The organism is Enterococcus sp. 3H8_DIV0648, from assembly GCF_002140655.1.
Taxonomy (GTDB): Bacteria; Bacillota; Bacilli; order Lactobacillales; family Enterococcaceae; genus Enterococcus_A; species Enterococcus_A hulanensis.
The window spans coordinates 3,143,624-3,166,554 of sequence record NZ_NGLG01000001.1; the positions used below are offsets into that span (position 1 = coordinate 3,143,624).

Sequence of the window (22,931 nt, forward strand, 5' to 3'; positions counted from 1 at the left end):
TGAAGAGGTGGGAAAATGAGTAAAGTAGTTGTCGTCGGAGATGCATTTGTCGCGGTAGATACGTTGAAAAGAGCGGCCGAGTCAATGGGGCTTCCTGAACCATTAGAGATCGTCATGCTAGAATGGCACGGAGAAGATTCGCCAGAAGAATTTCAGCGAAACCTGAAATTGATCGAAGAGCATGGTCCGGAGTCAGTAGATCTTCCTGATGGGATCATGAAAGAAATCACAGATGCAGAGTACTTGTTCGTTCATCTTGCACCAGTAACACGACAAATGCTGGAAAGGGCAGAGAAATTAAAATTGATCGGTACGTGTCGAGGCGGGGTGGAGCATATCGCTGTTGATTCTGCGCGGGAAAAAGATATACCAGTCATTCATGTCATTCGAAATGCCGAGCCGGTTGCAGACTACACGATAGGTTTGATCTACACGGTGACTAGAAATATTGCCTTATCCCATGCGGCGGTGATGCAGGGCAAATGGCCAAAAAAATTTCCGAATGACGCATATCGGACGACGCTTTCTGAACAAACGGTTGGACTGGTAGGTTTAGGTCATATTGGGAAAATGGTAGCCCAACGTCTAATCAGTCTGGGGGTAAACGTCATCGCTTATGATCCGTTTATTGATCAAAAGAAGGTGCTGGCTTCAGGACTTGAGCTGCGTTTTGTTTCTTTGGAGGAATTATTTACCGAGGCTGATATAGTTTCTCTTCACATGCGGGTGACACCAGAGACAGAAAAGCTGGTGGATGAGAAATTATTGACGCTGATGAAACCTAACGCCTATTTGATTAATACTGCTCGACCAGGAATTCTTGATAAAGAGGCTTTTATTGATGTGTTAAAGAAACGAAAAATCGCTGGAGCAGCAATCGATGTGGTGTGGCAGGAGCCGATGCATTCGGATGATCCGTTGCTGGATTTAGACAATTTAGTTATTACTTCGCATATTGCGGGAGATACTGTGGATGCGATCCCGAACTCGCCTTTCTTGTTAGCGCGAAAGGTGAGAGAGTATGTAAAGACTGGTGAGAGTGAATTTATCATTTAAAAAAGCGATCCTGAGATTTTTTCTCAGGATCACTTTTTGTTTTATACGCGATCGTAATCTTCTAAACGGATATCTTCTAATTCCTCTTCTTTGAAGCCGAGATCTTTGTCTAAGATTTTTTCAACAGCTTTGATTAACGAAGCTGCATCTAATCCGTATTTTTTCAGTAAATAAGGTTTTGAAGCACCATGGGTCCATTCGTCGTTGATTCCGACTTTAATCAATTGCTTATGGAGCTGATGTTCTAACATCACTTCTCCGACAGCGGTGCCTAAGCCGCCGATCGTTACGTGGTTTTCCATTGTCACTACTCCGTGTTTTACTTTTTGAATAGATTCCACTACTAATGGATCAGTAAACGGCTTGAGGGTCGTGATATGAACGTGTTGAACAGAAACGCCATGTTTTTCCAACCATTGAGTTGCCCGCATCGCTTCTTCGGTACAGATGCTGCTGGAAAATAGTGCGACATCATCGCCTTCAGAAATTACTCGGCCTTTGTTAAACTCGGTTGGTTTGTCAGGAGAAAAGAGCCGCGGCATTTGTCCGCGAAGCATCCGGACATAGATCGGTCCATTTACTTCCTTGCAGATCTCCAACGCCGATTCCACATCTGTTGCATCCCCGCAATCGAAAATCGTCATGTTGGGAATCGTCCGCAAAATACCTACATCTTCAATCGATTGGTGGGTAACCCCGCCAGGAGTAGTAATCCCAGGGACGAAACCTAAAAGTGAAACCGGCAGATTAGGGTAGGCGATCGACATTTCTAATTGATCTAACGGTCTGCGATATAGAAAAACTGCGAAGGTGTGTAAAAATGGCCGGAAGCCTTCTCGTGCTAAACCGGCTGCCCAGCTTAGCATATTTTGTTCCGCTATTCCCATGGATAAGTATTTTTCAGGGAAGACTTTTGGAAATTCCTTTACCTCGCAAGAAGTGCCGAGATCGGCAGATAAAACTAAAACATCCTCATTTTCCTGAGCAAATTTAATCATATTTTTTGAATGAACATCCGATTCAATTTTCATAATAAAACTCCTTCCTAGTCTCGATTACATTTCATTGTAGAATTTAGTATATTTTTCGATTTCTTCCCCTTGTTTTAAACGAACAAAATGCAGAATCGGTCTTCTTTCGTTTAAGTAGGGGATTCCTTGAGTTGGATCGGTGTAGCAAAGAATGACTAATGGTTTATTTTTTTCTCCCTGTTTAGCAGCTTCTTCGATGGCTTGAATGTCGTGTCCGTCTACTGAAACGGCTTTTGCACCGAATGCGGTGAAGCGACTTTCTAATGGTTCGACGTTCATAACTTTTTTCGTTTCACCTTCGACCTGCTGTCCATTGACGTCGACTAACAGCACCAGATTATCTAGTTCGTAAAAAACGGCGGCTTGGAGCGCTTCCCATAATTGTCCTTCTTGCATCTCGCCGTCGGACATCATGACAAACACGCGACCTTCTTCGCCACGCAGTTTTCTTGCATGGGCTGTTCCGCCAGCGACGCTGATCGCTTGGTCCAATGTACCGGCAGCGTTTTCAAATCCGGGTGTATGATTTGCTCCGATCATTTCCATTGAGTAGCCGTCGCGATTGAACATTTCTAAGGCTTTTTCATCTAAGCGGTTCGCTTCGATCAATGCCGCATAAACAGGTGCCGCATAGTGTGCCGGGGAGACGAAGAAGCGATCATAGGGTGCCTTTAATGATCCGTGGTATGCTGCTCCTTGAATATAATCCATATTGTCTTTTGAAGGGGTTCCTGGGAATTTTTCCGGTAACCGAGGTGCCTTGCTCTCGCTTAAATTTAGTACCCGCAAGTAGAGAGTAGCGAAAAGCTCTGCGGAAGAACAAGCCTGTGACAGGTAGCAGCCGTTTCTTTCGATTGTCAGTTTTAGTACGTGTTTGCGAATGTTCGTTGCAGCTTTTTCTACATCAGCGATTGTATAATTATTTGCCATGATAAAACTCCTTTTTCGATTTATTGTCTTTATTTTTGACCATAATTATTTTGATAAAAATCATATACCTCAGAAGTATATGAGGATTTCAACGGTTCAAGCTTCGCATTCAATGTTCTGGCATAATAGACACTTTGAGCGGTTTCTTCAAGAATGACCGCGTTTTTCAGAGAGTTTGTAGCGGATTTCCCTACTGTAAAGACGCCGTGATTTTTTAACAAAATTGCCGGACAGTTCGTTTCTTGATAACAGCGTACGATTTCAGCACCAATCGCTTTTTCGCCAACTGCCGCAACTTCAGATAAAGGAATCTCTCTGCCGAAAACAGCAGCAGAAGTTGTTGTATAAATAGGTAATGATTCTCCGGCGATTGAAAAAGCAGTAGCGTATGGAGAGTGTGTGTGAGTAATCCCAAAAACGTCTGGACAGTGATTGTATACATATAGATGCGATTCCGTATCGACTGATGGAGTCAGTTCTCCTTCGATTACATTACCTGCTAAATCTACAACGATCATGTTGTCCGGAGTCAAATCATCAAAATGAATTCCGCTGGGTTTGATGACCACATATTCTGTTTCTGGATCTTTTGCACTGACATTTCCGCTCGTCCATAAAACCAATCCATTTTTAGGAAGCGCTTTATTGTCTTTGCAGACGGTCTCTTTCAATTGTTCAAGCATAACGATACCTCCAATGTTGTTTTTTACATTATTTCATCATAAAGAACAAATGTCAATATATCTTTTATCGTTTTTTATCCTTTAATAGTAATAACGCTAGTTATAAGTCTAATGCAATCGTTTTCAATAAAAGTGTTGACAGAACGAAAAACCCATGCGATACTTTTCATAAGTTCTAACAAGTGAAAAAAAGTTCAATAAAAGGAGGAATTATTGTGGAGTTGTTACAAAATATCTTAAGTTCATTTGGTGCTGCCGTCGTCGTACCAGTGATGTTGTTCATCGTGGCCTTATTTTTAAAGGTCAAACCTAAAAAGGCCTTCCAGTCTGCTTTGAATGCTGGGATCGGATTAACGGGCTTCAATTTGATCGTTAATTCATTTGTTCCAATCGTTACACCAGTTATCAATAATATGGTTGAGCAAACAGGTGTCAAATTACCAGTATTTGATACAGGTTGGCAGGCGACTTCCGTTATTGCATACTCTACTCAAGTAGGTGTGGTCTTCTTAGTAGTAGGATTGGTCCTGCAAGTGGCATTATTCTTAATTAAATGGACCGATGTATTTATGCCGAGTGACATGTGGAATAACTATTCCTTCATGGTCTGGGGGTCAATGATTTATCTAATCACTGACAACATGGCATTAGCGATGGCTTGTATGATCGTTCAGAACTTATACGTGATGCTGCTTGGAGAAGTGATCGCCAAACGCTGGGCGAATTACTACAATCTACCGGGAACGACCTTAACGGCACCCCACCATGTCACCTCGGTACCTTATGCAATCATAATGAACTGGATCTTAGACAAATTAGGTGCAGGCAAGATCAATTGGGACCCAGCAACCTTGAAGAAGAAATTAGGCTTCTTAGGAGAACCGGTCACTTTAGGACTGTTTCTTGGTTTGCTGATTGGGATCATGGGGAATTTGAATACGTTAACTACATTAGACGGCTGGGGCAGTGTTCTGACAATGGGACTTGCCGTATCAGCAGTTATGGCAATTTTCCCGCGGGTTGCGAGTATCTTTGCTTCAGCATTTACCAGTTTGACGAATGCTAGTAAGAAAACGGCAAAAGGCAGCGGGAAGAATCGTGAATGGATGCTTTCAGTGAATGATGCGGTTGGTTATGGCGAACCGGCAACGTTGATGACGGGTCTGATTTTGATTCCGATCATGGTATTGTTGGCGATGATCTTGCCAGGCAACGAAACCTTGCCGCTGGTTGACTTGATCGCCTTGCCATATATGGTAGAAATGATTATTTGTATCTCAAAAGGGAACATCTTCAAAGGCGTGATCTCAGGTATTATCTGGTTTACGATCGGATTATATGTTTGTACTTTAACCGCCCCTTACTTTACAGAAGTTGCCGCTCAGGTTGGTGTGAATATTCCAGAGGGTGCCATGATGATTACTAGTTTCGGGATTTTATACAATCCGGTAATGGCATTGATCTTCTTAGCATTCTTGTCGGGGAACTTCTTATGGATGGGTATCGTGGTCGTGCTTTACTTAGCGATGTATGTCTTGTTCAAGAAAAACAAACAAGCTGTTTGGAGTTTCTTGGAAGGTGAAAAAAATGATGGTCCAAAAGAAAAGGTGGTTGCATGAAGGCGCTAGTCAAAACAGAACCTGGCTATAACAAAATGAAGTTGTTGGAGATTGAAAAACCTGTTCCAAAAGACAAAGAAGTTTTGATCAAAGTCATCTATACCGGCATCTGCGGAACAGATATTCATGGCTTCAAAGGAGAGTATGACCGCTTGAAGACTCCTTTAGTATTGGGCCACGAATTTTCCGGAATTGTGGATGCGGTGGGAGAAAACGTAACAGAAGTACAAGAAGGTCAATTAGTCACTAGCGAAACGACCTTTGCTACTTGCGGCGAGTGCGAATCTTGCCGCAACAAAGAGTACAATCTTTGCTTGAATCGAAAAGGCTTAGGCAGCCAAGTAAATGGCAGTTTTGCGGAGTATGTACTAACTCGCGAAGAAAGTGTTCATATTTTAGATGATAAGATCAGTCTGTTAGCTGCGTCAATCACGGAACCGATTGCCTGCGGTGTTCATGCCAGCCTGGAAAAAGCGCAAGTCGAAAAAAATGATGTGGCAGTGATTGTCGGGCCTGGTCCGATTGGGTTATGCTTAAGTCAGGTATTAAAAAGTGTCGAGGCCAAAGTAATCGTCGTAGGGATCACTCAAGATGCGGAGCGTCTGAAAACGGCCAAAGAGTTAGGTGCAGATATGGTAATTGATTCGCTGAAAGAAGATGCAACAGCGCTCATCAAAGAATTTACCAACGGAAAAGGCGCGGATTATTGCTTTGAATGCTCAGGTGCGGCGCCGGCGATCAAAAATATTTTTGATTATTTAAAACAAAAAGGAACGCTGGTACAAATGGGTGTCTTTGCCAAAAGTTTAAATGAACTAGACATGAATTCGATCGTTCAAAGAGAAATGAATGTCATTGGCTCACGATCACAAAAGCCTTCTACTTGGCATTTGACTTTAGAGTTGATGAGGCAAGGCAAGATCGACGCGGAGCGTTTGATTACCAAAATCTATCCATTGGATAAATGGGAAGAAGCGATTGAACAAGTGATGGCTGGCAATGAAATCAAAGTTGTTTTACAGCCGAACAAAGAATAAGGTGAGGTGCAGCGATGGAAGAAAAAAATCTCGTTGAAAGAAATTGTATTTTGCTTGATCAGGATATTCATTCCTTTGAAGAAGTTATTCAGTTGATCGGTGTTGAGTTTGAAAAGGCGCAGATCGTCAAACCAACCTATGTAGATGCAGTGATTGCCAGAGAAAAAGTATTTCCGACTGGCTTAGCGGCGGATGGTCATAACATCGCGATTCCTCATACCGATCCTGAACATGTTTTGCGGCCAGGAATGGGTGTCGTTGTTACAAAGGAACCAATCGAGGTTTCTATGATGGGAAGTCCCGATATCAAGCTGCAAAGCAATATCTTTTTCCCGCTGGCGATGGAACATCCGAAGAAGCAGCTGGCTTTGCTGCGACAATTAATGAGTGTTTTCAAAAACAGAGAAGACTTGGATGCGATCAGCTCAGCTAAGACACCAGAGGAAATTTTAGCGGTGACCAGTAAAATTAAATTCTAAAAAGCAACATTTGTTGTAAGCGTTATACTATAATGAAAAAAAGCACACAGTAGATTACTTAAAATAGGAGGGATAGCGATGACAGAAATAAAAGTTTTATCTGTATGCGGCTCAGGCACAGTTAGTTCGGCTATGGTTGGCGAACGGATCATAGAATTGTTAGAAGAACACGGATATGAAGTAGAGATCCAAGAGGTCAATCCCGGAATGGTCAAAGGGGCAGTCGCAAATGGCGATATTGATTTAGTCGCTTTTACTAGTCCGATTGATCCAGCAGACGCAGAAGGAATTCCGCAAATAAATTCTGTTGGGCTGCTGACTGGATTAGATGAAGAAACATTTTTAGACGCAGCGTTGAAAGCCTTAAAAGAGATGGGAAAATAATATTTTGAAAGGCTGGATAAGAATGTCCAGTCTTTTTTTTGAAAGGAAATCCTGATGAATTTAATTGCTTTAGATCTTGATGGCACGGCACTAGATTCTACCGGAAAATTGACTGAAAAAGTAGCTGAGGCGATTCAACGAAGAGCCGCTTGCGATACATATCGCTTTGCCTTTTGTTCGGGCCGCCCAATGTCAGGCGTCTTGCCTCATGCGAAAATGGCAGGGATTGCCGATGATTATCATGTCATCGCCAATGGTGCGGTGGTGCAAAATGGTCACGGACAGAAACTAGCTGAGGAGCTGCTTGATTTTACAGATTATCGAGAGCTGACTATTTTTTGTCGTGAGAATGGCTTATCCTGCATTGCGGTGAATGATCGGGGGGCGACCACTCCCTTTCCAATGATCAATGTTGGAACATTGGAATTTTGCTTTTTGACGAATAATCATTTAAAGGTTTGTGCAATGAACGAACTTGATCCAAATGATAAATATTCCAAATTGCTTATTTGTGATAACCCCGATATAATTAAACAGAATAAAAGTATGGTAGAACAACGTTTTTCACAGGACTATTCATGTGTTCAGGGCTATCCCACCATGATCGAATTTGCCAAGAAAAATGTTAGTAAAGGAAATGCTTTAGCTGAGCTGGCGAATTATTACGGTATTTCTGATAATCAGGTGTTTGTGGTTGGTGATAATGGAAATGATCTCTCAATGTTTGAAAGATTTTCGCAATCGATCGCGATGGGAAATGCTACACCTGAATTAAAGCAGGCAGCTAAATGGCATTGTCCAACAAATGATGAAGACGGCGTAGTAAAAGCGTTGGAAATGATCGACGATTTTATTACATGATGATAGGATGCTCGACCGGTATTTGAACTAGGAGGAAAAAATGGCGAATGATATTTCTACATTATTAAAAGTAGCAGAACTGTATTATTTAGATAGGATGAACCAAAATGATATTGCGAAAATAATTGGGGTATCACGTCCATCCATTTCCAGAATGCTGGAAGAAGCACGGGAGAAACAAATTGTTAAAATCTCGATCGAAGCGCCTTTCGAACGGAACAACACCCTGATGATGCAGTTAAAGGAAAAGTTTGATTTATTAGAAGTCATCGTGGTCAAGGGCTTAGGCGAATATGACTATGATTTAAACAACGTGGGGAAGGCTTCAGCAGATTATATCAGCGGTGTATTGGCGAATGATCGACTGCTGGGGATCTCATGGGGAGTGACCGTCGAGAAAATGGTGAAAAACTTCCCGGCTCATGATTTGAAGAATGTTCATGTGGTCCAATTAACCGGCAGTTTAGGTCCCAATCGAACTGTCATGGATGGCAACGAGCTGGTTTTCCGCTTGGCGCAGAAATTAGATGGCCGCCACGAATTTTTCAACGCTCCGGCCTTTGTTAATTCACGGAAATTACAGGAAGAATTATTGGCGCAGCCGCAAATTGATTTGAATATTTCCCTCGGCCGGAAAATTGATGTGGCCTTTAGCGGGATCGGCAATATTGAGACGACCCGCAACACGTTGGTCTCCTCAGGCATCTTAGACAATCGCGATCTGAATGATCTAGTCGCTGAAGGTGCGGTGGGAACGATGATCGGACGTGCTTTTGATATCAACGGAAAAGAAATTCAATACCGCAATCAATTTCCGATTTCCAGCGGGCTGGATTCTCTGCGATTAGCGCCCATCAGTATTGGGGCGGTCTGCTCGAAGAAGCGAGCGACGGCAACCTTGGGAGCAATCAATGGGAAATTGATCAACGTCCTGATTTGCGATGAAGAAGTTGGGTATGAATTGTTGAATAGTTAAATCAAACCTCACCGTTCAGAATGTTGAACGGTGAGTTTTTTTGACATTAAAGATTCAGGTGTCAAAAGTCTATATTCATGATTTATCGTCGAAAGAATGCTGTCATATCAAGGTATAAAATTGATTGAAACAGGAAATAGTCACTTTTGACACCCGAATCATTAAAGTAAGTATAAAATTTTCAGATGAATAAATCGCTTTGTAGCGGGTATATCCATGTCTGGCTTCACGAACTAGCTTTATCGGCAATAAGCAAAAATATTTCGAAATTTGAGAAGCAATTTAGAAATATTTTGGTCTTATTGCTCAAAAGCTGAACGAGTTCGCGAAGCCTTTCTTACTTATTTGAGTTCGATTTCTCCAGCGGCATTATTCAGAGTAATTTCGCCATCAGAGCGGTTTCCTTGGTGACCTTCATAGGTTGCCCCGCCATCTTGTGTTTGAGTGATGTCCTTTTTCATCGCAGAAGCGGCTTTGATCTCGCCAATCTCGCTTTTGGCGTGCAGGCTGCCGGAAAGGTTAGCGGCAGAAATTTTTCCGGCTTGAGCATCTACGGTGATTTCTTTTCCGCGGACACCATCAAGTTTTACGTTGCCTGCTTCGGAGCGAACATGGATCGACAGGTTGTTTTTCTTCGGCACTTTGATATACAAGACTTTTGGAGAGGCGAAGTGCATGCCGGCTTTAGGTTCGGGCAGCGTGATCGATAATTTTTTGCCGTTCTTTTTCAAAAGCGTGCCTTTGTGACCAGACATAGAAGCGGTGATTTTATTGCCCGTGGTTTCTTGGATAACGACATCATTTGCGGGTGAGTCGATCGTTAGTTGTTCGCAGCTTGCTGTTTTTACAGTGTCGCTGCTTTCTTTTTCGCTGGCGAATCCAGTCATACTTCCGCCAAAAACCATTCCCATTACTACCAATCCGATTACTTTTTTACTATTTTTCATTTTTCAAAACTCCCTTTTTTAGTTGATTTTCTTTGATAAAAGTTACGCTGAAACTAATTGCTGTTAATACGATTGCGACGATCAAGAATTGCAGGGTATTCATTGTTTGAACGCCCATAAAGTCCATGGTACCGAGATTATTGATAGGGCCGAAATAGAGTAAAGCGATATAAAGACCTTCAAACGGTTTGCGATTTCCAGTAAGTGTTCCTAAGGCCATAGCAAGAGCTGTGATGAACAAAAGGCCGACGCTCCATGCGATAAAACGGTCTGCGGCACCAGCTAGCGTGAAACGAATAAGGATACCGCTGGAGGTAAAGAATGCGATCAATAAGCCTGCAATAAAGGTAGCTAGCCATTTGAGCTGCCACGGACAGCTGACTTTGATCAATTGTGTTAGGTTAAATTGCTTTTCGCGACAGCCCATCTGAGATAAGATTCCCATCGGCAGCAGTAAAATCAAGGTTCCCCATTTCAATCCTGAGCCGATAACGATGAAGCCGCTCAAGCAGATCGAGGTCAATAGGAACAGGTACCACCAAGTTTTTTGACCCATCAGCATAATTTTCAATTCACCTTTGACCATCAAGAATAGGTTGAGGAAACGGGTCTTTTTGATGGGAGAAAGCTTCAAACTATTGGTTGGTCTGTTGGTCTTTTGTTGCGGCAGTTTTTTAGACTTGCTTGCTGATTTTTCCTTGAATCGATTAAAGACAAGAATGGAAATCAGAATCAAGCCAAGTGCCGCTAAAATCCATAATAGGCGGCTGATCAAAAATGCTGAATCAAACTGAACTCCATGCCATTCGAAAGTAGGGATATCCGTTTTCTGCGGGTAATAACCAAAGCTGCCGCCTTCTGGCAATGCGGGATAAATACTTCTAGCGCCTGCCGACATTTGATTTAGCAAGTAGCCTAAGCCGAATAAGTCAAAAGCATTCCCCGGTGCCGCAACGGAAACGGTAGCTAAACCGATCCAAACAATAAAGATTAAACAATTCCCAAAAGCATTTTTGATTCCCGGAACTACGTCGAAGAAAACAGTTAATGCTGCTAGAAAAATCAAGTAAGGAACAGTAATAACGAGTAAAGGCATCAAGTATGCGCCAAGTTGAATAGAGAGATCTTCGTGACGGATAAGCTGCATGATCAGCATAGCGACAGTGAACAGCAGATCTGCTACGAACAAGACCGAGAAGTTGGCAATGAATTTTCCAAAGATATAACTTCCTTTACTAACTGGTGCGGCAGCGATCACCTGACCAATATTTAACCGCCGATCTTCAGAGATTTGACTGCGTAATAGGTAAAAACCAGGCAGCCATAAAAGGATCACAGGCAGCATCGCGGCGATGGTTCCCAGCCAATACGCATTGTAGATTCCCCGCACGCCTCCAAGGTAGAAAATCTCATAGCCATCCCCGAGTGCCGGCACACATAGGAAAGCGAGAAAGACGCTGACCATCATGACCAGTAAGAAACTGTAACTGCGGGTTTGTTTGATTAGATTATGTTTAATGAGAGAACTGATTGTCTTCATTGGTCTTGCTCCTCCTTATTTTCCCTTAGTAGCGTAAAGGTATGCATCTTCTAATGACGGTTCGACTAAATTGGCGCCGAGCCGCGGTTGCTCTGTTGAAACGATCCGGACATGGATACCGTCGCTTCGCTGCATCGAATTACTGACGATATATTTTTGCTGCAAAGCTTCTAATTCATTGACATCAACAATGGCGTTCCAGACTTTGCCGTGCGCTTGAGTCATCAATTTTTCAGGTGAAGCCGCGGCGATCAGTCTGCCTTCTTTCATCACCACCAAATTTGGTGCGATGGATTCTATGTCGCTGACAATGTGTGTCGAAAGAATGATCGTCCGATCGGCAGCGAGTGAAGCGAGGAGGTTTCGAAAGCGAATTCGTTCATCCGGATCTAAGCCTACGGTCGGTTCGTCTACGATCAATATTTTAGGATCATTCAATAATGCTTGGGCGATTCCTACACGCTGTTTCATGCCGCCTGAAAATCCTCCTAAGTGACGTTTGCCAGCGGATGTTAGATTTAAAATGTCTAACAACTCATTGATTCTTACTTTTGCAGATTTCATGGAGAGCCCCTTCATGGCGGCCATGTACTCTAAAAACTCTGACGCGCTCATATTGGGATAAACACCGAAGTCTTGGGGCAAGTAGCCTAAAACGCGCCGCAGGTCATTCGGATGTTTCGTAATGTCGTTCCCATTGAAAGTGACGCTTCCTTTGGATGGTGTATCAACGGTTGAAAGGATTCGCATCAGGGTGGATTTTCCTGCGCCGTTCGGTCCTAAAAGTCCGGTTACGCCTTTGGGAAATTCTACGGTCAAATTATCTAGCGCGATTTTATTTTTATACTGCTTGGTCAAGTTTTCAATTTTTAACATGGGGTGTTTCCTCCTCTTGTTTTCTATAGTGCTATCATAACCAGCGAAAACCACAACTAAGTAACGGGAAAACCACAAGTAAGTAATTTTTGAATTTGAACTTTCGTTGTTCTGTAAGAGTTTCTATGGTAAACTCGCGTTGTCTTAGTGAGAAGGGGTGTTTTTGGGTGAATAATGAAAATATTTTACTTGTAGATGACGAAAAGGGCTTGCTGGAATTGTTGGAGATCACATTGCGGAAGGAACATTTTAACCATATTACGTGTGCTTCAACTGCAACAGAAGCGTTGGAGAAGATAAAAAATGAGGACTTTGATCTGCTTATACTGGATGTGAACTTGCCGGATTTTTCTGGTTTTGATCTTTGCCAAGAGGTGCGACGGCATACGCTGGCACCTATCATCTTTTTGACGGCAAGAGACAGCACCTTTGATAAATTATCCGGTCTAGCCATCGGCGGAGATGACTACATTACGAAACCATTCGAGCCGTTAGAGGTCATCGCTCGAGTGAAGGCACTCTTGCGGCGCCAAGGCTATTCAATGAAGCAAACGGAAATAAAGGAACCGGACCAAGCCGATATTTATGATTATGGGCGCTTTGTTTTGAATACTCAAAACGGCACGCTGTTGATTGAAGGGAAGCCGGTGGAATGTACGGCCAAAGAATATGATCTATTAGTCTTTTTCTGCAAGCATCCGAATCGCGTTTTTGCAGCATCGCAGCTTTATGAGGCTGTTTGGGATAGCTTGGGAGTAGGAGATGACAAGGCAGTGACGATGCAGATCTCGCGATTGCGGAAAAAAATCGGCGATGATGGTCAGGGAACACAGATGATCCAAAACCTGCGAGGGATCGGCTATAAATTCGTGCCGCCTGTAAAGGGGGAATGAATATGAAGCTAAGACTGCGTTTCATTTTGTTCTTTATCGGAAATTTGATCGCCTTCATCTTTTTTACGGGGATTTTCGTCGCCGTATTTTTGGAATATGTCACGCCCTTTCTATTTAAAAGCGAGCAGGCGGCTTATTTTTCTGATGTTACGGGGATCATTCTGCCCTTTATTTTCGGCGGGATTTTGTTTGGTCTTTATTTTGTCAATCCGCTAGTGACGATGCTGTCCTTGATCAAGGAACTGTCCGAGGGAGATTACAGCTTTGCGAATATGAATCAGATTTTGTATAAGAAAAATGGGAAATTAAAATGGCGCTATGCGCTTTATCGAGAATTGATCACTGATATTTACGAACTGGCCCGTCAACAAGGAGCCGCGGAAAAGGAACGAGAGAAGCTGGAAGAGGCGAAAACGAACTGGATTTCAGGTGTTTCCCATGATCTCAAAACGCCGCTTTCTTATATCACGGGATATTCGGCTTTATTACTGGATGATCAAAAGGAATGGTCGATAAGCGAGCAGCAGCAATTTCTCACTACGATCCATACCAAAAGCGAATTGATCAATGAATTGATTAGCGATTTGAATTTGACCTTTAAGCTGGAGGCGCTAAGCGAGAACTATCCGATAAATAAAAAAAGCTTTGATCTGGTGGATTTTGCCAGAGCATTCTTAGTTGATCTGGCAAACGATCATCAAACGGAAGGCTACGAATTTGGGTTTCAGACGGATAGTGAAAAATTGCTGATCGAAGCAGATCAAAAGCTGCTGTTTCGAGCGGTGCAAAATATTGTAGGCAATGCCCTCGCTCATAATCCTAAGGGAACGGTGATCGAGATTGACATCAAATCTAATCAGAGTAACGTTGATTTTACGATCAAGGATAATGGGGTCGGGATGTCTGGGGCGACGCTAGAGCAGCTTTTCAAACGGTATCAACGGCCGGAAGAAACAGAGAATAATGTTAGCGGAGGTCTGGGCTTATCCGTCGTCAAAAATATTATCGAAGCTCATGGCGGAACTATTTCTGTCGAAAGTGAAGTAGGAGAGGGCAGCAGCTTTACGTTTCATTTACCGTTATAAAATAAAAAATTCTGCAGACCGATTGATGAGCGGCCTGCAGAATTTTTTTTATCTTATTTACTTGTCTTTGTCGCTGGGTCTAATTTCCGTTCTACGATTCCTAGAATCCAGTCGGTCATAATCGCCATTAAAGCTGTCGGCAATGCACCGGCTAAAATCAAGGAAGTCCCGTCTGTGGCATTGGTTCCGCGGATAATGATATCCCCCAGACCTCCGGCTCCGACGAAAGCGCCGATGGCAGTTATCCCGATTGCGACAACTAGCGCATTACGAATCCCTGCCATAATAACAGAGACCGAAAGCGGCAATTCGATCATATAAAGCCGCTGCCACGATGTCATCCCCATCCCAGTTCCGACATCCAGCGCATTTTTATCGACTTGACGCATGCCGGTGTAAGTATTTTTGATGATCGGCAGTAATGAATATAGGAAGACAGTCAAAATGACGACGTTGACTCCTAAGCCTAAACCGATCATTAAAATCGAGATCATGGCTAGTGAAGGAATCGTCTGAATGACATTAGCGATTCGGATCACCCAGTTGGCTAATTTATAATGCTTTGAAATGAAGATCCCGATTGGAATCCCCACGATTGATGCAAACAGCACCCCATAAATTGAAATCAGGAAGTGACGCACAAACTGACTGAAAACGTAGGCACCGTTGGTTTGGAAATAGGTGATAAATTGTTGAAGGGTATTCATGTTTTCCATTTTTGCCTCACTCCTTTTCGAAATAATTGTGCTGCTTCAAGAAATCTTCTGCGACCACAGAAGGCTCTACTAAATCGTTATCGGCACGATAGTTCAATTTTTGCATTTCTTTGGTCGTGATGGTTCCTTCTAAACGTTTTAAAGCGGTGCGGATCTTCGGATTTTTCTTCAAGACCTCATCAGTGGCAACCGCCGCAGCGTCGTAAGGCGGGAAGAAGTGCAAATCATCCTCCAGCATCACAAGATCATAGCTAGCGATCCGACCATCTGTTGAATAGCCTAAAACGATATCCATCTTACCAGCATCGACGGCATCGTAAACAAGTCCGATCTGCATTGGTAAAATTGAAGAAAACTCAAAGCCGTAAGCTTTTTTGAAGCCGTCATAACCGTCGCCTTCACGAGTGATCCAAGCGGTATCGACTCCAGCTTTTAATTCACCAGCATGCTTTTTCAAATCGCTGACTTTTTTCAGATTATATTTTTCTGCGGTGTCTTTACGAACAAGAAACACATACGTATTGTCAAAACCGTAAGAAGTGAACCAAGTTTGGTGATAGCGTTTCTCAAATTCAGTTTGCACCGTATTGAAGGCTTTTTTCGGATCTTTTTCCGCCGGCAAACCTAAAGTAGTTGTTAAATCAGTTCCGGTATAACGTGCAGCCGAGATGGAGGCATCATTATTCATCATCGCCTGATGATTGATCGTTGTTGTCGCTAAGTTATTAATGATCGTCGTGTCCAGATCGGTATAATGCTTGATCATGCCAGAGGCTAAACTAGCCAAAATCTGCGCTTCAGAAGTAATTCCGCCAGTGATCCCGATCGTATCTTCGCTATCGTTAGAGGCTAAACCAGGAAATGAGCAGCTGCTAAGCAGAAGCAGGGAAAGTCCGAGTAAAGCAACTATTTTTAGTTTTTTCATTCTTTACTTCTCCTCCTTTAATGCTGCTGGAGTCATGCGATCTTCTAAGAAACCTAATAATAGGTCCACGATCAGTGCCATCAAAATGACTGGTACGGTCCCAGCGATAATCAAAGGCGGTTGGAAGTTGTTCAAACCGCTGAAAATCAAATCTCCTAAACCGCCTGCACCGATGTAGGCAGCTAGTGTAGCCCAAGCGATAACATAAACGGCAGCTAGACGAATCCCAGCCATAATAGTCGGGATTGCGATTGGTAGTTCAACGGAGAAGATCGACTGTAAGTTCGTCATCCCCATCCCCTTAGCCACATCACGATAATTGCGATCGACATTCTTCATTCCGATAAAGGTGTTTCGTAAAATCGGTAAGAGCGAATAGATAAAAAGGGCAACGACTGCCGGTAATTTTCCGACGCCAAAAAAGGGAATCATTAGGGCCAATAAAGCAAGCGAAGGGACAGTTTGTAAAACACTAGCGATCCCAATCACAAAATTCGCGATCTTCGGCAGCCGAGTCAATAAGATTCCTAAAGGGACAGCGACTAAGATACCAAGGCCTAAAGCGATGGCGGAGATATACAAATGTTCAGCGCTCTTTGTCAGCATTTGCCCACCATATTCATTGATGAATGCTTGCATGATTACGCCTCCTCGCTGGTGATGCTTTCAGCTGCATCGCCAAAAGTATCTTCTTCGCCCCAAAGCACATCATAGATGATATCTACTAAGGACACTCTGGTTAAGATGCCGACCAGATGCTTGCTGTCGTCCACTACGGGAACATATTTTACGCCGCGTTTTAGAATGCGCTGCAAACTATCGCGCACTAAAGCCGCCTCTTTTACATAAAAAACTTTCGGATTGATGATATCGCCGATGCTGGTAGCTTTTCCACGGCGGCGTTCGCGGTCGATTGTTTCCACATCTACAAAACCTTTTAAGATGTTTTCTTCATCTACGACCAATAATGTATCCACCCGTTTTTCACGCATCAGACGAATCGCGTTTTGCAGACTCTTTTCCGGTGTGATGGATACGGCAGTATGCATCATGATTTCGCCAACGGTTGTCGTATCAGGTTTAGCCTGTAATAGACGGTCCTCGCCTAAAAGCTCTTCGACGAATTCGTTTGCTGGTTTTTGTAAAATGTTTTCCGGTGTATCAAATTGGATCACTTTTCCGTTATCCATGATGGCGATCCGGCTAGCTAACTTCAAGGCTTCGTCCATATCGTGAGTAACGAAAACAATGGTTTTACCTAAACGTTCTTGCAGGTCTTTCACAAGGTCCTGCAAAGAATCACGGGTGATCGGGTCAAGAGCGCCAAAGGGTTCATCCATCAAAATGACATCTTGATCGGCTGCGAGCGCACGAACGACCCCGATCCGCTGCTGCTGACCACCAGATAATTCATGGGGATAGCGATCTAGCATATCGCGAGGCAACTCGACTAAATCAATCATTTTTTCTGCTGTCTTGTTTTGCTCTGCCTTGTCTACCTTTAATAATCGTTGGACAAGAGTAATATTGTCGCGGATTGTCATATGGGGCATTAGGCCGATATTTTGAATCACGTAACCGATCTGACGGCGTAACTCAACCGGATTTTTCTTTTGGATATCTTCGCCATTGATTTTGATCGTTCCTTTTGTCGGATCGATCATCCGATTGATCATGCGCATCGTCGTGGTTTTTCCGCTGCCGCTGGTACCAATCAAACAAATGAATTCTCCTTTATCAAAAGAGAGGTTGATATCTTCAACTGCTACTTTGTTTCCATTATATATCTTAGAAACGTGGTCAAACTCAATCATTTTTACACTCCTATTCCTGTTTTGTCTGTTCAATTTTTTAAACAAGAAATTTCCCGTTGAAGTAATTAATCAAAGGGAATTTAATATCTTAAATGTAAAAAATTTAACAGACTTATAATTTTAGTATGCTACAAAAACGGATAAAAAAGCAAATGCCCCGCTCATTTGGGACCATTTTCAACCTGTCTCTTATACACATCTAGATGTGTATAAGAGACAGTAGTTAAAGAGGATTTAAAAAAAACGGAATATTAATTTCAAAGGAAAATTTTCCTAAAAATGAGAGCTTTTCTAATTTAACGGCAAACCGAACCAAACTGCAAGAGACTTTTCTTTGTATGTTACCCATGATAAAATAGCCGAGGAAAAGAGGAGAAGCTATGTTAACCACAGAAGATTTTGATTTTGATTTACCTGAAGAATTAATTGCCCAAACCCCTCTAGAAAAACGTGATAGTTCGCGCTTGTTAGTTTTAGAACGGGAAACTGGTCAGATCGCGGATAAACATTTTGATGAGATTATTGATGAATTAAACTCAGGAGACGCCTTGGTGATGAATGATACTCGGGTGTTGCCGGCTCGTTTATATGGTGAGAAGCCAGAAACCGGGGGGCATTTAGAAGTATTATTGTTAAACAATACGCAGAAAGACGAATGGGAAACCTTGATTAAACCCGCACGCCGCGCAAAAGTCGGGACTCAAATCGTTTTTGGCGACGGCCGTTTACGAGCAGAAGTTAAAAAAGAGCTGGAACACGGTGGACGAATCGTAGAATTTTCATATGAAGGAATATTTTTAGAAAATCTAGAATCATTAGGCGAAATGCCGCTGCCGCCATACATCAAAGAACGTCTGGAAGACCCAGAACGTTATCAAACCGTTTATGCCAAGGAAAACGGTTCGGCCGCAGCACCGACTGCGGGCTTGCACTTCACACCAGAGCTATTAGAAAAAATCGCCGCAAAGGGTGTAAGACTAGTCTACTTAACCTTGCATGTTGGACTGGGAACTTTCCGTCCCGTGAGTGTGGATAATATCGCGGAGCATCAAATGCACAGTGAATTTTATCGTTTATCAGAAGAAGCGGCTGCTGAGCTGAATGAAGTTCGCGACAATGGCGGAAAAATTATCGCAGTTGGAACAACATCGATCCGCACACTGGAAACCATCGGTACGAAATTCGATGGGAAGATCGAAGCGGATAGCGGCTGGACGGATATCTTCATCACGCCGGGCTATGAGTTTAAGATTGTTCAAGCATTTTCGACGAACTTCCATTTGCCAAAATCCACTTTAGTGATGTTAGTGAGTGCATTTGCCGGTCGTGAAAAAACATTAGCGGCATATCATCATGCGATTGAAGAACGCTATCGCTTCTTTAGCTTCGGTGATGCGATGTTCGTAAAATAGCTTAATAGATAGAAGAAAAGTCAGCGAAAATAACTCGCTGACTTTTTTGTATTGAAAAAGCTGCTAATTAATGAACTGTGAAATTAATCTAGCACAAATCACAGGCTGATCGATCCATGGCATATGCCCAGCGTCTTCGATCAATTTAAACTGACAATTTGGAAAAGCCGCAGCGATTTCTTGTCCTTTCTCAACAGTGGCGAACGTATCCTTTGCGCCCCAGATCATTTCCACTGGGAAGTTTAACGCAGAAAGTTCAGCCGCCTTGATTTCATTTTGGTCATTGGTGTTAAAGGCCCGGAGTAAAGAAAGGGTCGATTCTTGATAGTTGGGCAGATTTTGGAAACGATAGTAGCATTCGCGAAACTCATTTGGCATGTTAGCCAAAACGTCTTCATTGGTCCCCATCATCTTTAAGCCATTTAAGGCATGGTCATAATCCTTTGGCACCATCTTTTTCACCGCGTGTTCACCAATGACTGGTTTTACCATCATTTTAAGAGGAAGAGGTGTTTTGCCCAGCATTACGCGGCCCGGATTTCCGATCAGCACCAGCTTTTCCACCCGTTCAGGTCGAGCCATAGCATACCATAATGACCAATGACAGCCCATTGAATGAGCCATGATGGTCACTTTTTCCAAGTGCAGCTCAGCCAGCAGCTGATCAAACAAATCAATGATAAATGGTCGAATCGCGACTTTTTCATGATTCATTCCATCACTGAGCCCGCCGCCGGGACGATTAAATAGGAAGAATTTATGGTCCTTCATTTGTGCCAACAAGGGCGTGAAGGGAAACATGTCGCCAGTATTTCCCGGCACCACTAGGACTGGAGTACCTTCGCCAATTTCGGATACGCGAATGCGCAGGTTTTCCTTTTGCTTAGTAAACCAATACTCCTTTTCCGTTAAGCCGTAAACGGCTAATAGTTCTTTTTCTGCTTGTGCTGCGGTTTTATAAGATTCACTTTCATGATCTAAACGCGGTTGTTGATAGGTCATTTGTATTCGCTCCTTAAGGAAATTATTTTTGTAAAAGTTTTTGACCGTTGTCATAAAAAAGCTTTTGCTTTTCTAGTTGAGAAAACAAATCGGTTTCTTCGATTTTTCTAGCATAATTTTGCACAGCTTTGGCGGGTGTATAAGGGAAATCACCACCATATAGTAATTGCTCGGTGGCAACGATTTGTAATAAGGTCGGCAATTGATAAGGCAAGACCATTCCCGCTAAATCAAAATAAAGATTTTTTTGTGCTAAGACAGCTAGCAGATCATCAGGTTTGGGTGTATCAGGATCGGCTAAGAACTTATTTCCTTCGCTGATTCGTTGGGCGATGATCGGCAGCAGGGCGCCCGCGTGAGGAAGAATCCAAGTGATTTTTGGGTAACGAGAAAAGACTTGGTTTTGCGCCAAATTTACGATTGTCCGAGTCGTATCAAAGAAGAATTCCATTAACGGTGTCTTCACCAGCTCGCCGGCATGAATCGTTTGTTCATGTGGCTCAGTTGGATGGATCATAATTTTCGCTTGCCGTTTGTTTAATTCGGACATCAAGGGCTCTAGTTTTTCATCGCCAAGATAAAGTCCTTGGCAATTCGTCGGAAATGAAAAACCAAATGCAGTATCAGCGAAACGATCGATGCTTTCTAGGCAGTCTTCAATTGAAGGTAAAGGAAGGCTGGCGCAAAAAGAAAATTTTTCTGGATAAGCTTGGCAGATTTTTTCCGCCTCTTGATTTATATTCTGGATCAATTCTTTTGTTTCTTCCGCTGTTCCGAGACTCGGATGTGGACTGGATAAGGAAAGAACTGAATGAGTGGTCTGATTATCCTTCATTAATTGCAAATGATCTTCTACTGACCAATGGGGAGTAGCTACGCCATCTGCTTTGCCAGCATAGTATTTTTCCAAGTAAGCTTCATAAGCTTTAGGAATGAAGTGGGTATGAAAATCGATTTTGTTAAACATTTGTATTCCCTCTTTCATTAATGTACCTTTATTTTAAGAGAGGTCAGAGGAAAAAAGGAGGTACAGAATTTCTAATTCTGTTTCATTTATGGAAAAATTATCTGGGAGTAAACAAAGCTTGCTGGAAGCATTTGCCTATTTTTTAACGTTTAAATCCGTAGAAGAAATCAAAGTTTCTGAATTGATTCGCAAGGCAGAAGTGAGTCGTTCGACGTTTTATCGTTTGTTTGAGACAAAAGAAGAATTTTTCCAATGGGTCTTGGATTATCACATGAGAGGATTGTCCGGGGTCGCAAAATATACCGCCAACAGTCCGCTAGAGTTTTATCACCATTATTTCACCTATATTTATGATCATGCTATTTACTTTAAAACCTTTAACAATAGCTCAATGTGGCCGCAATTTCATTATAAAATGAACCAAATCGGGATCGATGTCTATCGCAATTTTATTTATAGTAAAACAAGCGATCAAATGCTGAGTCAGGTATTGAGTAATTATGTTGTGAATGCCCATATCGGAGTGGTGATGGCTTGGCTGAATGAAAAACCGCTGCAGTCGCCCGATAAATTAGCCGAGTTAGTCACAACGATGACGACTAGCGTGTTTGCTAGTCAGCAGCTCTCCTTAGAAGACGTCTTTCCTTATAAACAAAGTTGAAATGATTACGTGGGAATTTTATCTATTAGTCTAGTAGTAATTGATAGGGTTTTGAGTAATTCTTAAATTTAGCACGTATTACACGTATGGAACTATCGATTATACGTGTAACACGTGTTATACTTTTTGTTGTCAGGAGATATGATGCACAATGCCAATGACACAAGAGGGATTAACAAGACCATTGATTGTTCCGCATGGTGAATTAAAAAAAGGAACTGAGTGGAGTATTTTAAAGGATGCGGGCTTACTGTAGCTAGCTCCGAATTTTGAAAGGGGGCATTGAAATGTTAGTTAGTTATCCAGCTTTATTCTTTTTTGATGATAGTGACGGTTTAGAAGCAAGTTATCAAGTTTATATTCCTGATTTGGACGCGATGACGCAAGGACGTGATATTTCAGATTCTATCTTTATGGCTTCTGATTTATTAGGCATTCGCTTGGCAGATGATATTGAAAATGGGCGTTCTATTGCTGAACCTTCTGACATAAATTCTCTTAGTTTGGTAAAAAATAGACCGTTTCAAGATGATGATGATTTTAAATTTACTTTTAATGCTGCAAAGTCATTTATCTCAATGGTGAGTGTTGAATTAGATGAATATTTAAGTGCTAATGAGCCTATAAAGAAAACTTTGACCATTCCTAAATGGGCTGATAAGTTAGGTAAGGAGTTACACTTGAATTTTTCAAAAACACTTACTGATGCGATTGTAGAAAAAAAGATAGGTGCATAGATTTAACAAAGTAAAAAAGAAGTGCTTTTCAGCATGTCTTTTTTACTTTGTTGATTTATTGCTCGTGATAGTAAGAATCGTACCTCAGAGAACCGATAATCCCACAATCTTAATGGAACATCATTTAGATGTGGATCACGCGATTTACAAGCACCCGCTGGCACAAACAGTGCAAACTTTCGATATTAAAGTTTTACAGAATAGCGTAGAATCGCTGTTGCTTCAATGGAGTGCAAACTTAAACACAAAAAAGCCAGGCTCTCGACTGCCTGGCTCTTAGAATATCGGAAGGATTAGTTC

The 22,931-nt window shown here is 42.4% G+C and carries 24 protein-coding genes; 12 read left to right on the forward strand and 12 right to left on the reverse strand.

Annotated elements, in window-relative coordinates:
* Positions 1 to 15: 15 nt before the first annotated feature.
* Positions 16 to 1,056, forward strand: coding sequence for a 2-hydroxyacid dehydrogenase (locus A5875_RS14535; protein ID WP_088934250.1), 1,041 nt, complete (start codon positions 16 to 18; stop codon positions 1,054 to 1,056).
* Between the two features lie 41 nt (positions 1,057 to 1,097).
* On the opposite strand, the gene A5875_RS14540 is transcribed toward A5875_RS14535, so the two are convergent.
* From A5875_RS14540 to A5875_RS14550, 3 genes are read right to left on the reverse strand one after another with little or no spacing between them, the layout of a single operon-like run.
* Positions 1,098 to 2,087: a transketolase family protein gene (locus A5875_RS14540; protein ID WP_088934251.1), complete on the reverse strand. Its 990-nt coding sequence runs from the start codon at positions 2,085 to 2,087 to the stop codon at positions 1,098 to 1,100.
* A 24-nt stretch (positions 2,088 to 2,111) separates the two neighbouring features.
* Positions 2,112 to 3,017: a transketolase gene (locus tag A5875_RS14545; protein ID WP_088934252.1), complete on the reverse strand. Its 906-nt coding sequence runs from the start codon at positions 3,015 to 3,017 to the stop codon at positions 2,112 to 2,114.
* A gap of 29 nt (positions 3,018 to 3,046) precedes the next feature.
* Positions 3,047 to 3,700, reverse strand: coding sequence for an L-ribulose-5-phosphate 4-epimerase (locus A5875_RS14550; protein ID WP_088934253.1), 654 nt, complete (start codon positions 3,698 to 3,700; stop codon positions 3,047 to 3,049).
* A 215-nt stretch (positions 3,701 to 3,915) separates the two neighbouring features.
* Between A5875_RS14550 and A5875_RS14555 the strand changes: the two genes are divergently transcribed.
* The 6 genes from A5875_RS14555 (at position 3,916) to A5875_RS14580 (ending at position 9,056) form a co-directional block, all read left to right on the forward strand.
* Positions 3,916 to 5,319, forward strand: coding sequence for a PTS galactitol transporter subunit IIC (locus A5875_RS14555; RefSeq protein WP_088934254.1), 1,404 nt, complete (start codon positions 3,916 to 3,918; stop codon positions 5,317 to 5,319).
* Positions 5,316 to 6,356 (forward strand): zinc-dependent alcohol dehydrogenase, encoded by a 1,041-nt coding sequence (locus A5875_RS14560; protein ID WP_088934255.1) that lies wholly within the window; start codon positions 5,316 to 5,318, stop codon positions 6,354 to 6,356. Before A5875_RS14555 ends, A5875_RS14560 begins: the two co-directional genes overlap by 4 nt.
* A gap of 14 nt (positions 6,357 to 6,370) precedes the next feature.
* Complete coding sequence (locus tag A5875_RS14565; protein ID WP_088934256.1) at positions 6,371 to 6,835, forward strand: PTS sugar transporter subunit IIA; 465 nt, start codon at positions 6,371 to 6,373, stop codon at positions 6,833 to 6,835.
* Between the two features lie 78 nt (positions 6,836 to 6,913).
* Complete coding sequence (locus tag A5875_RS14570) at positions 6,914 to 7,219, forward strand: PTS sugar transporter subunit IIB (protein ID WP_088934257.1); 306 nt, start codon at positions 6,914 to 6,916, stop codon at positions 7,217 to 7,219.
* A 54-nt stretch (positions 7,220 to 7,273) separates the two neighbouring features.
* Positions 7,274 to 8,080: a Cof-type HAD-IIB family hydrolase gene (locus A5875_RS14575; protein ID WP_088934258.1), complete on the forward strand. Its 807-nt coding sequence runs from the start codon at positions 7,274 to 7,276 to the stop codon at positions 8,078 to 8,080.
* 40 nt (positions 8,081 to 8,120) lie between these two features.
* A complete protein-coding gene (locus tag A5875_RS14580; RefSeq protein WP_088934259.1) occupies positions 8,121 to 9,056 on the forward strand; it encodes a sugar-binding transcriptional regulator in 936 nt (311 codons plus the stop codon).
* A 341-nt stretch (positions 9,057 to 9,397) separates the two neighbouring features.
* On the opposite strand, the gene A5875_RS14585 is transcribed toward A5875_RS14580, so the two are convergent.
* Genes A5875_RS14585 through A5875_RS14595 form a run of 3 tightly spaced genes read right to left on the reverse strand, consistent with a single transcriptional unit; the run spans position 9,398 to position 12,419 of the window.
* Positions 9,398 to 10,003: a DUF4097 family beta strand repeat-containing protein gene (locus tag A5875_RS14585; RefSeq protein WP_088934260.1), complete on the reverse strand. Its 606-nt coding sequence runs from the start codon at positions 10,001 to 10,003 to the stop codon at positions 9,398 to 9,400.
* Positions 9,993 to 11,543, reverse strand: a complete 1,551-nt coding sequence (locus tag A5875_RS14590) for a hypothetical protein (RefSeq protein ID WP_088934261.1) — start codon at positions 11,541 to 11,543, stop codon at positions 9,993 to 9,995. Before A5875_RS14590 ends, A5875_RS14585 begins: the two co-directional genes overlap by 11 nt.
* Positions 11,544 to 11,558: 15 nt before the next feature.
* The gene (locus A5875_RS14595) at positions 11,559 to 12,419 is read right to left on the reverse strand and encodes an ABC transporter ATP-binding protein (protein WP_088934262.1); all 861 of its coding nucleotides are present in this window, start codon (positions 12,417 to 12,419) and stop codon (positions 11,559 to 11,561) included.
* 167 nt (positions 12,420 to 12,586) lie between these two features.
* On the opposite strand from A5875_RS14595, the gene A5875_RS14600 reads away from it, so the two are divergent.
* Positions 12,587 to 13,312, forward strand: a complete 726-nt coding sequence (locus tag A5875_RS14600) for a response regulator transcription factor (protein ID WP_088934263.1) — start codon at positions 12,587 to 12,589, stop codon at positions 13,310 to 13,312.
* Positions 13,313 to 13,314: 2 nt separating this feature from the next.
* The gene (locus A5875_RS14605; protein ID WP_176244686.1) at positions 13,315 to 14,397 is read left to right on the forward strand and encodes a sensor histidine kinase; all 1,083 of its coding nucleotides are present in this window, start codon (positions 13,315 to 13,317) and stop codon (positions 14,395 to 14,397) included.
* Positions 14,398 to 14,450: 53 nt separating this feature from the next.
* Here A5875_RS14605 and A5875_RS14610 read toward each other — a convergent pair whose 3' ends face one another.
* The 4 genes from A5875_RS14610 to A5875_RS14625 are packed head-to-tail and all read right to left on the reverse strand — an operon-like array spanning position 14,451 to position 17,852.
* The gene (locus A5875_RS14610; protein WP_088934265.1) at positions 14,451 to 15,113 is read right to left on the reverse strand and encodes an ABC transporter permease; all 663 of its coding nucleotides are present in this window, start codon (positions 15,111 to 15,113) and stop codon (positions 14,451 to 14,453) included.
* Positions 15,114 to 15,120: 7 nt separating this feature from the next.
* On the reverse strand, positions 15,121 to 16,038 hold the full coding sequence (locus A5875_RS14615; protein WP_088934266.1) for an osmoprotectant ABC transporter substrate-binding protein: 918 nt from the start codon (positions 16,036 to 16,038) through the stop codon (positions 15,121 to 15,123).
* Positions 16,039 to 16,041: 3 nt separating this feature from the next.
* The gene (locus tag A5875_RS14620; protein WP_088934267.1) at positions 16,042 to 16,677 is read right to left on the reverse strand and encodes an ABC transporter permease; all 636 of its coding nucleotides are present in this window, start codon (positions 16,675 to 16,677) and stop codon (positions 16,042 to 16,044) included.
* Between the two features lie 2 nt (positions 16,678 to 16,679).
* A complete protein-coding gene (locus A5875_RS14625; RefSeq protein ID WP_088934268.1) occupies positions 16,680 to 17,852 on the reverse strand; it encodes a betaine/proline/choline family ABC transporter ATP-binding protein in 1,173 nt (390 codons plus the stop codon).
* A 380-nt stretch (positions 17,853 to 18,232) separates the two neighbouring features.
* Between A5875_RS14625 and queA the strand changes: the two genes are divergently transcribed.
* Complete coding sequence (gene queA / locus A5875_RS14630) at positions 18,233 to 19,264, forward strand: tRNA preQ1(34) S-adenosylmethionine ribosyltransferase-isomerase QueA (protein WP_088934269.1); 1,032 nt, start codon at positions 18,233 to 18,235, stop codon at positions 19,262 to 19,264.
* 63 nt (positions 19,265 to 19,327) lie between these two features.
* Here the strand turns inward: queA and A5875_RS14635 are convergent, their stop codons facing one another.
* Both A5875_RS14635 and A5875_RS14640 read right to left on the reverse strand, forming a co-directional pair.
* Positions 19,328 to 20,266, reverse strand: coding sequence for an alpha/beta fold hydrolase (locus tag A5875_RS14635; RefSeq protein WP_176244687.1), 939 nt, complete (start codon positions 20,264 to 20,266; stop codon positions 19,328 to 19,330).
* Between the two features lie 22 nt (positions 20,267 to 20,288).
* The gene (locus A5875_RS14640; RefSeq protein WP_088934271.1) at positions 20,289 to 21,233 is read right to left on the reverse strand and encodes an amidohydrolase family protein; all 945 of its coding nucleotides are present in this window, start codon (positions 21,231 to 21,233) and stop codon (positions 20,289 to 20,291) included.
* A gap of 118 nt (positions 21,234 to 21,351) precedes the next feature.
* Between A5875_RS14640 and A5875_RS14645 the strand changes: the two genes are divergently transcribed.
* Complete coding sequence (locus A5875_RS14645) at positions 21,352 to 21,894, forward strand: TetR/AcrR family transcriptional regulator (RefSeq protein ID WP_176244688.1); 543 nt, start codon at positions 21,352 to 21,354, stop codon at positions 21,892 to 21,894.
* 287 nt (positions 21,895 to 22,181) lie between these two features.
* Complete coding sequence (locus A5875_RS14650; protein ID WP_088934273.1) at positions 22,182 to 22,631, forward strand: type II toxin-antitoxin system HicB family antitoxin; 450 nt, start codon at positions 22,182 to 22,184, stop codon at positions 22,629 to 22,631.
* The last annotated feature ends 300 nt before the right edge of the window (positions 22,632 to 22,931 follow it).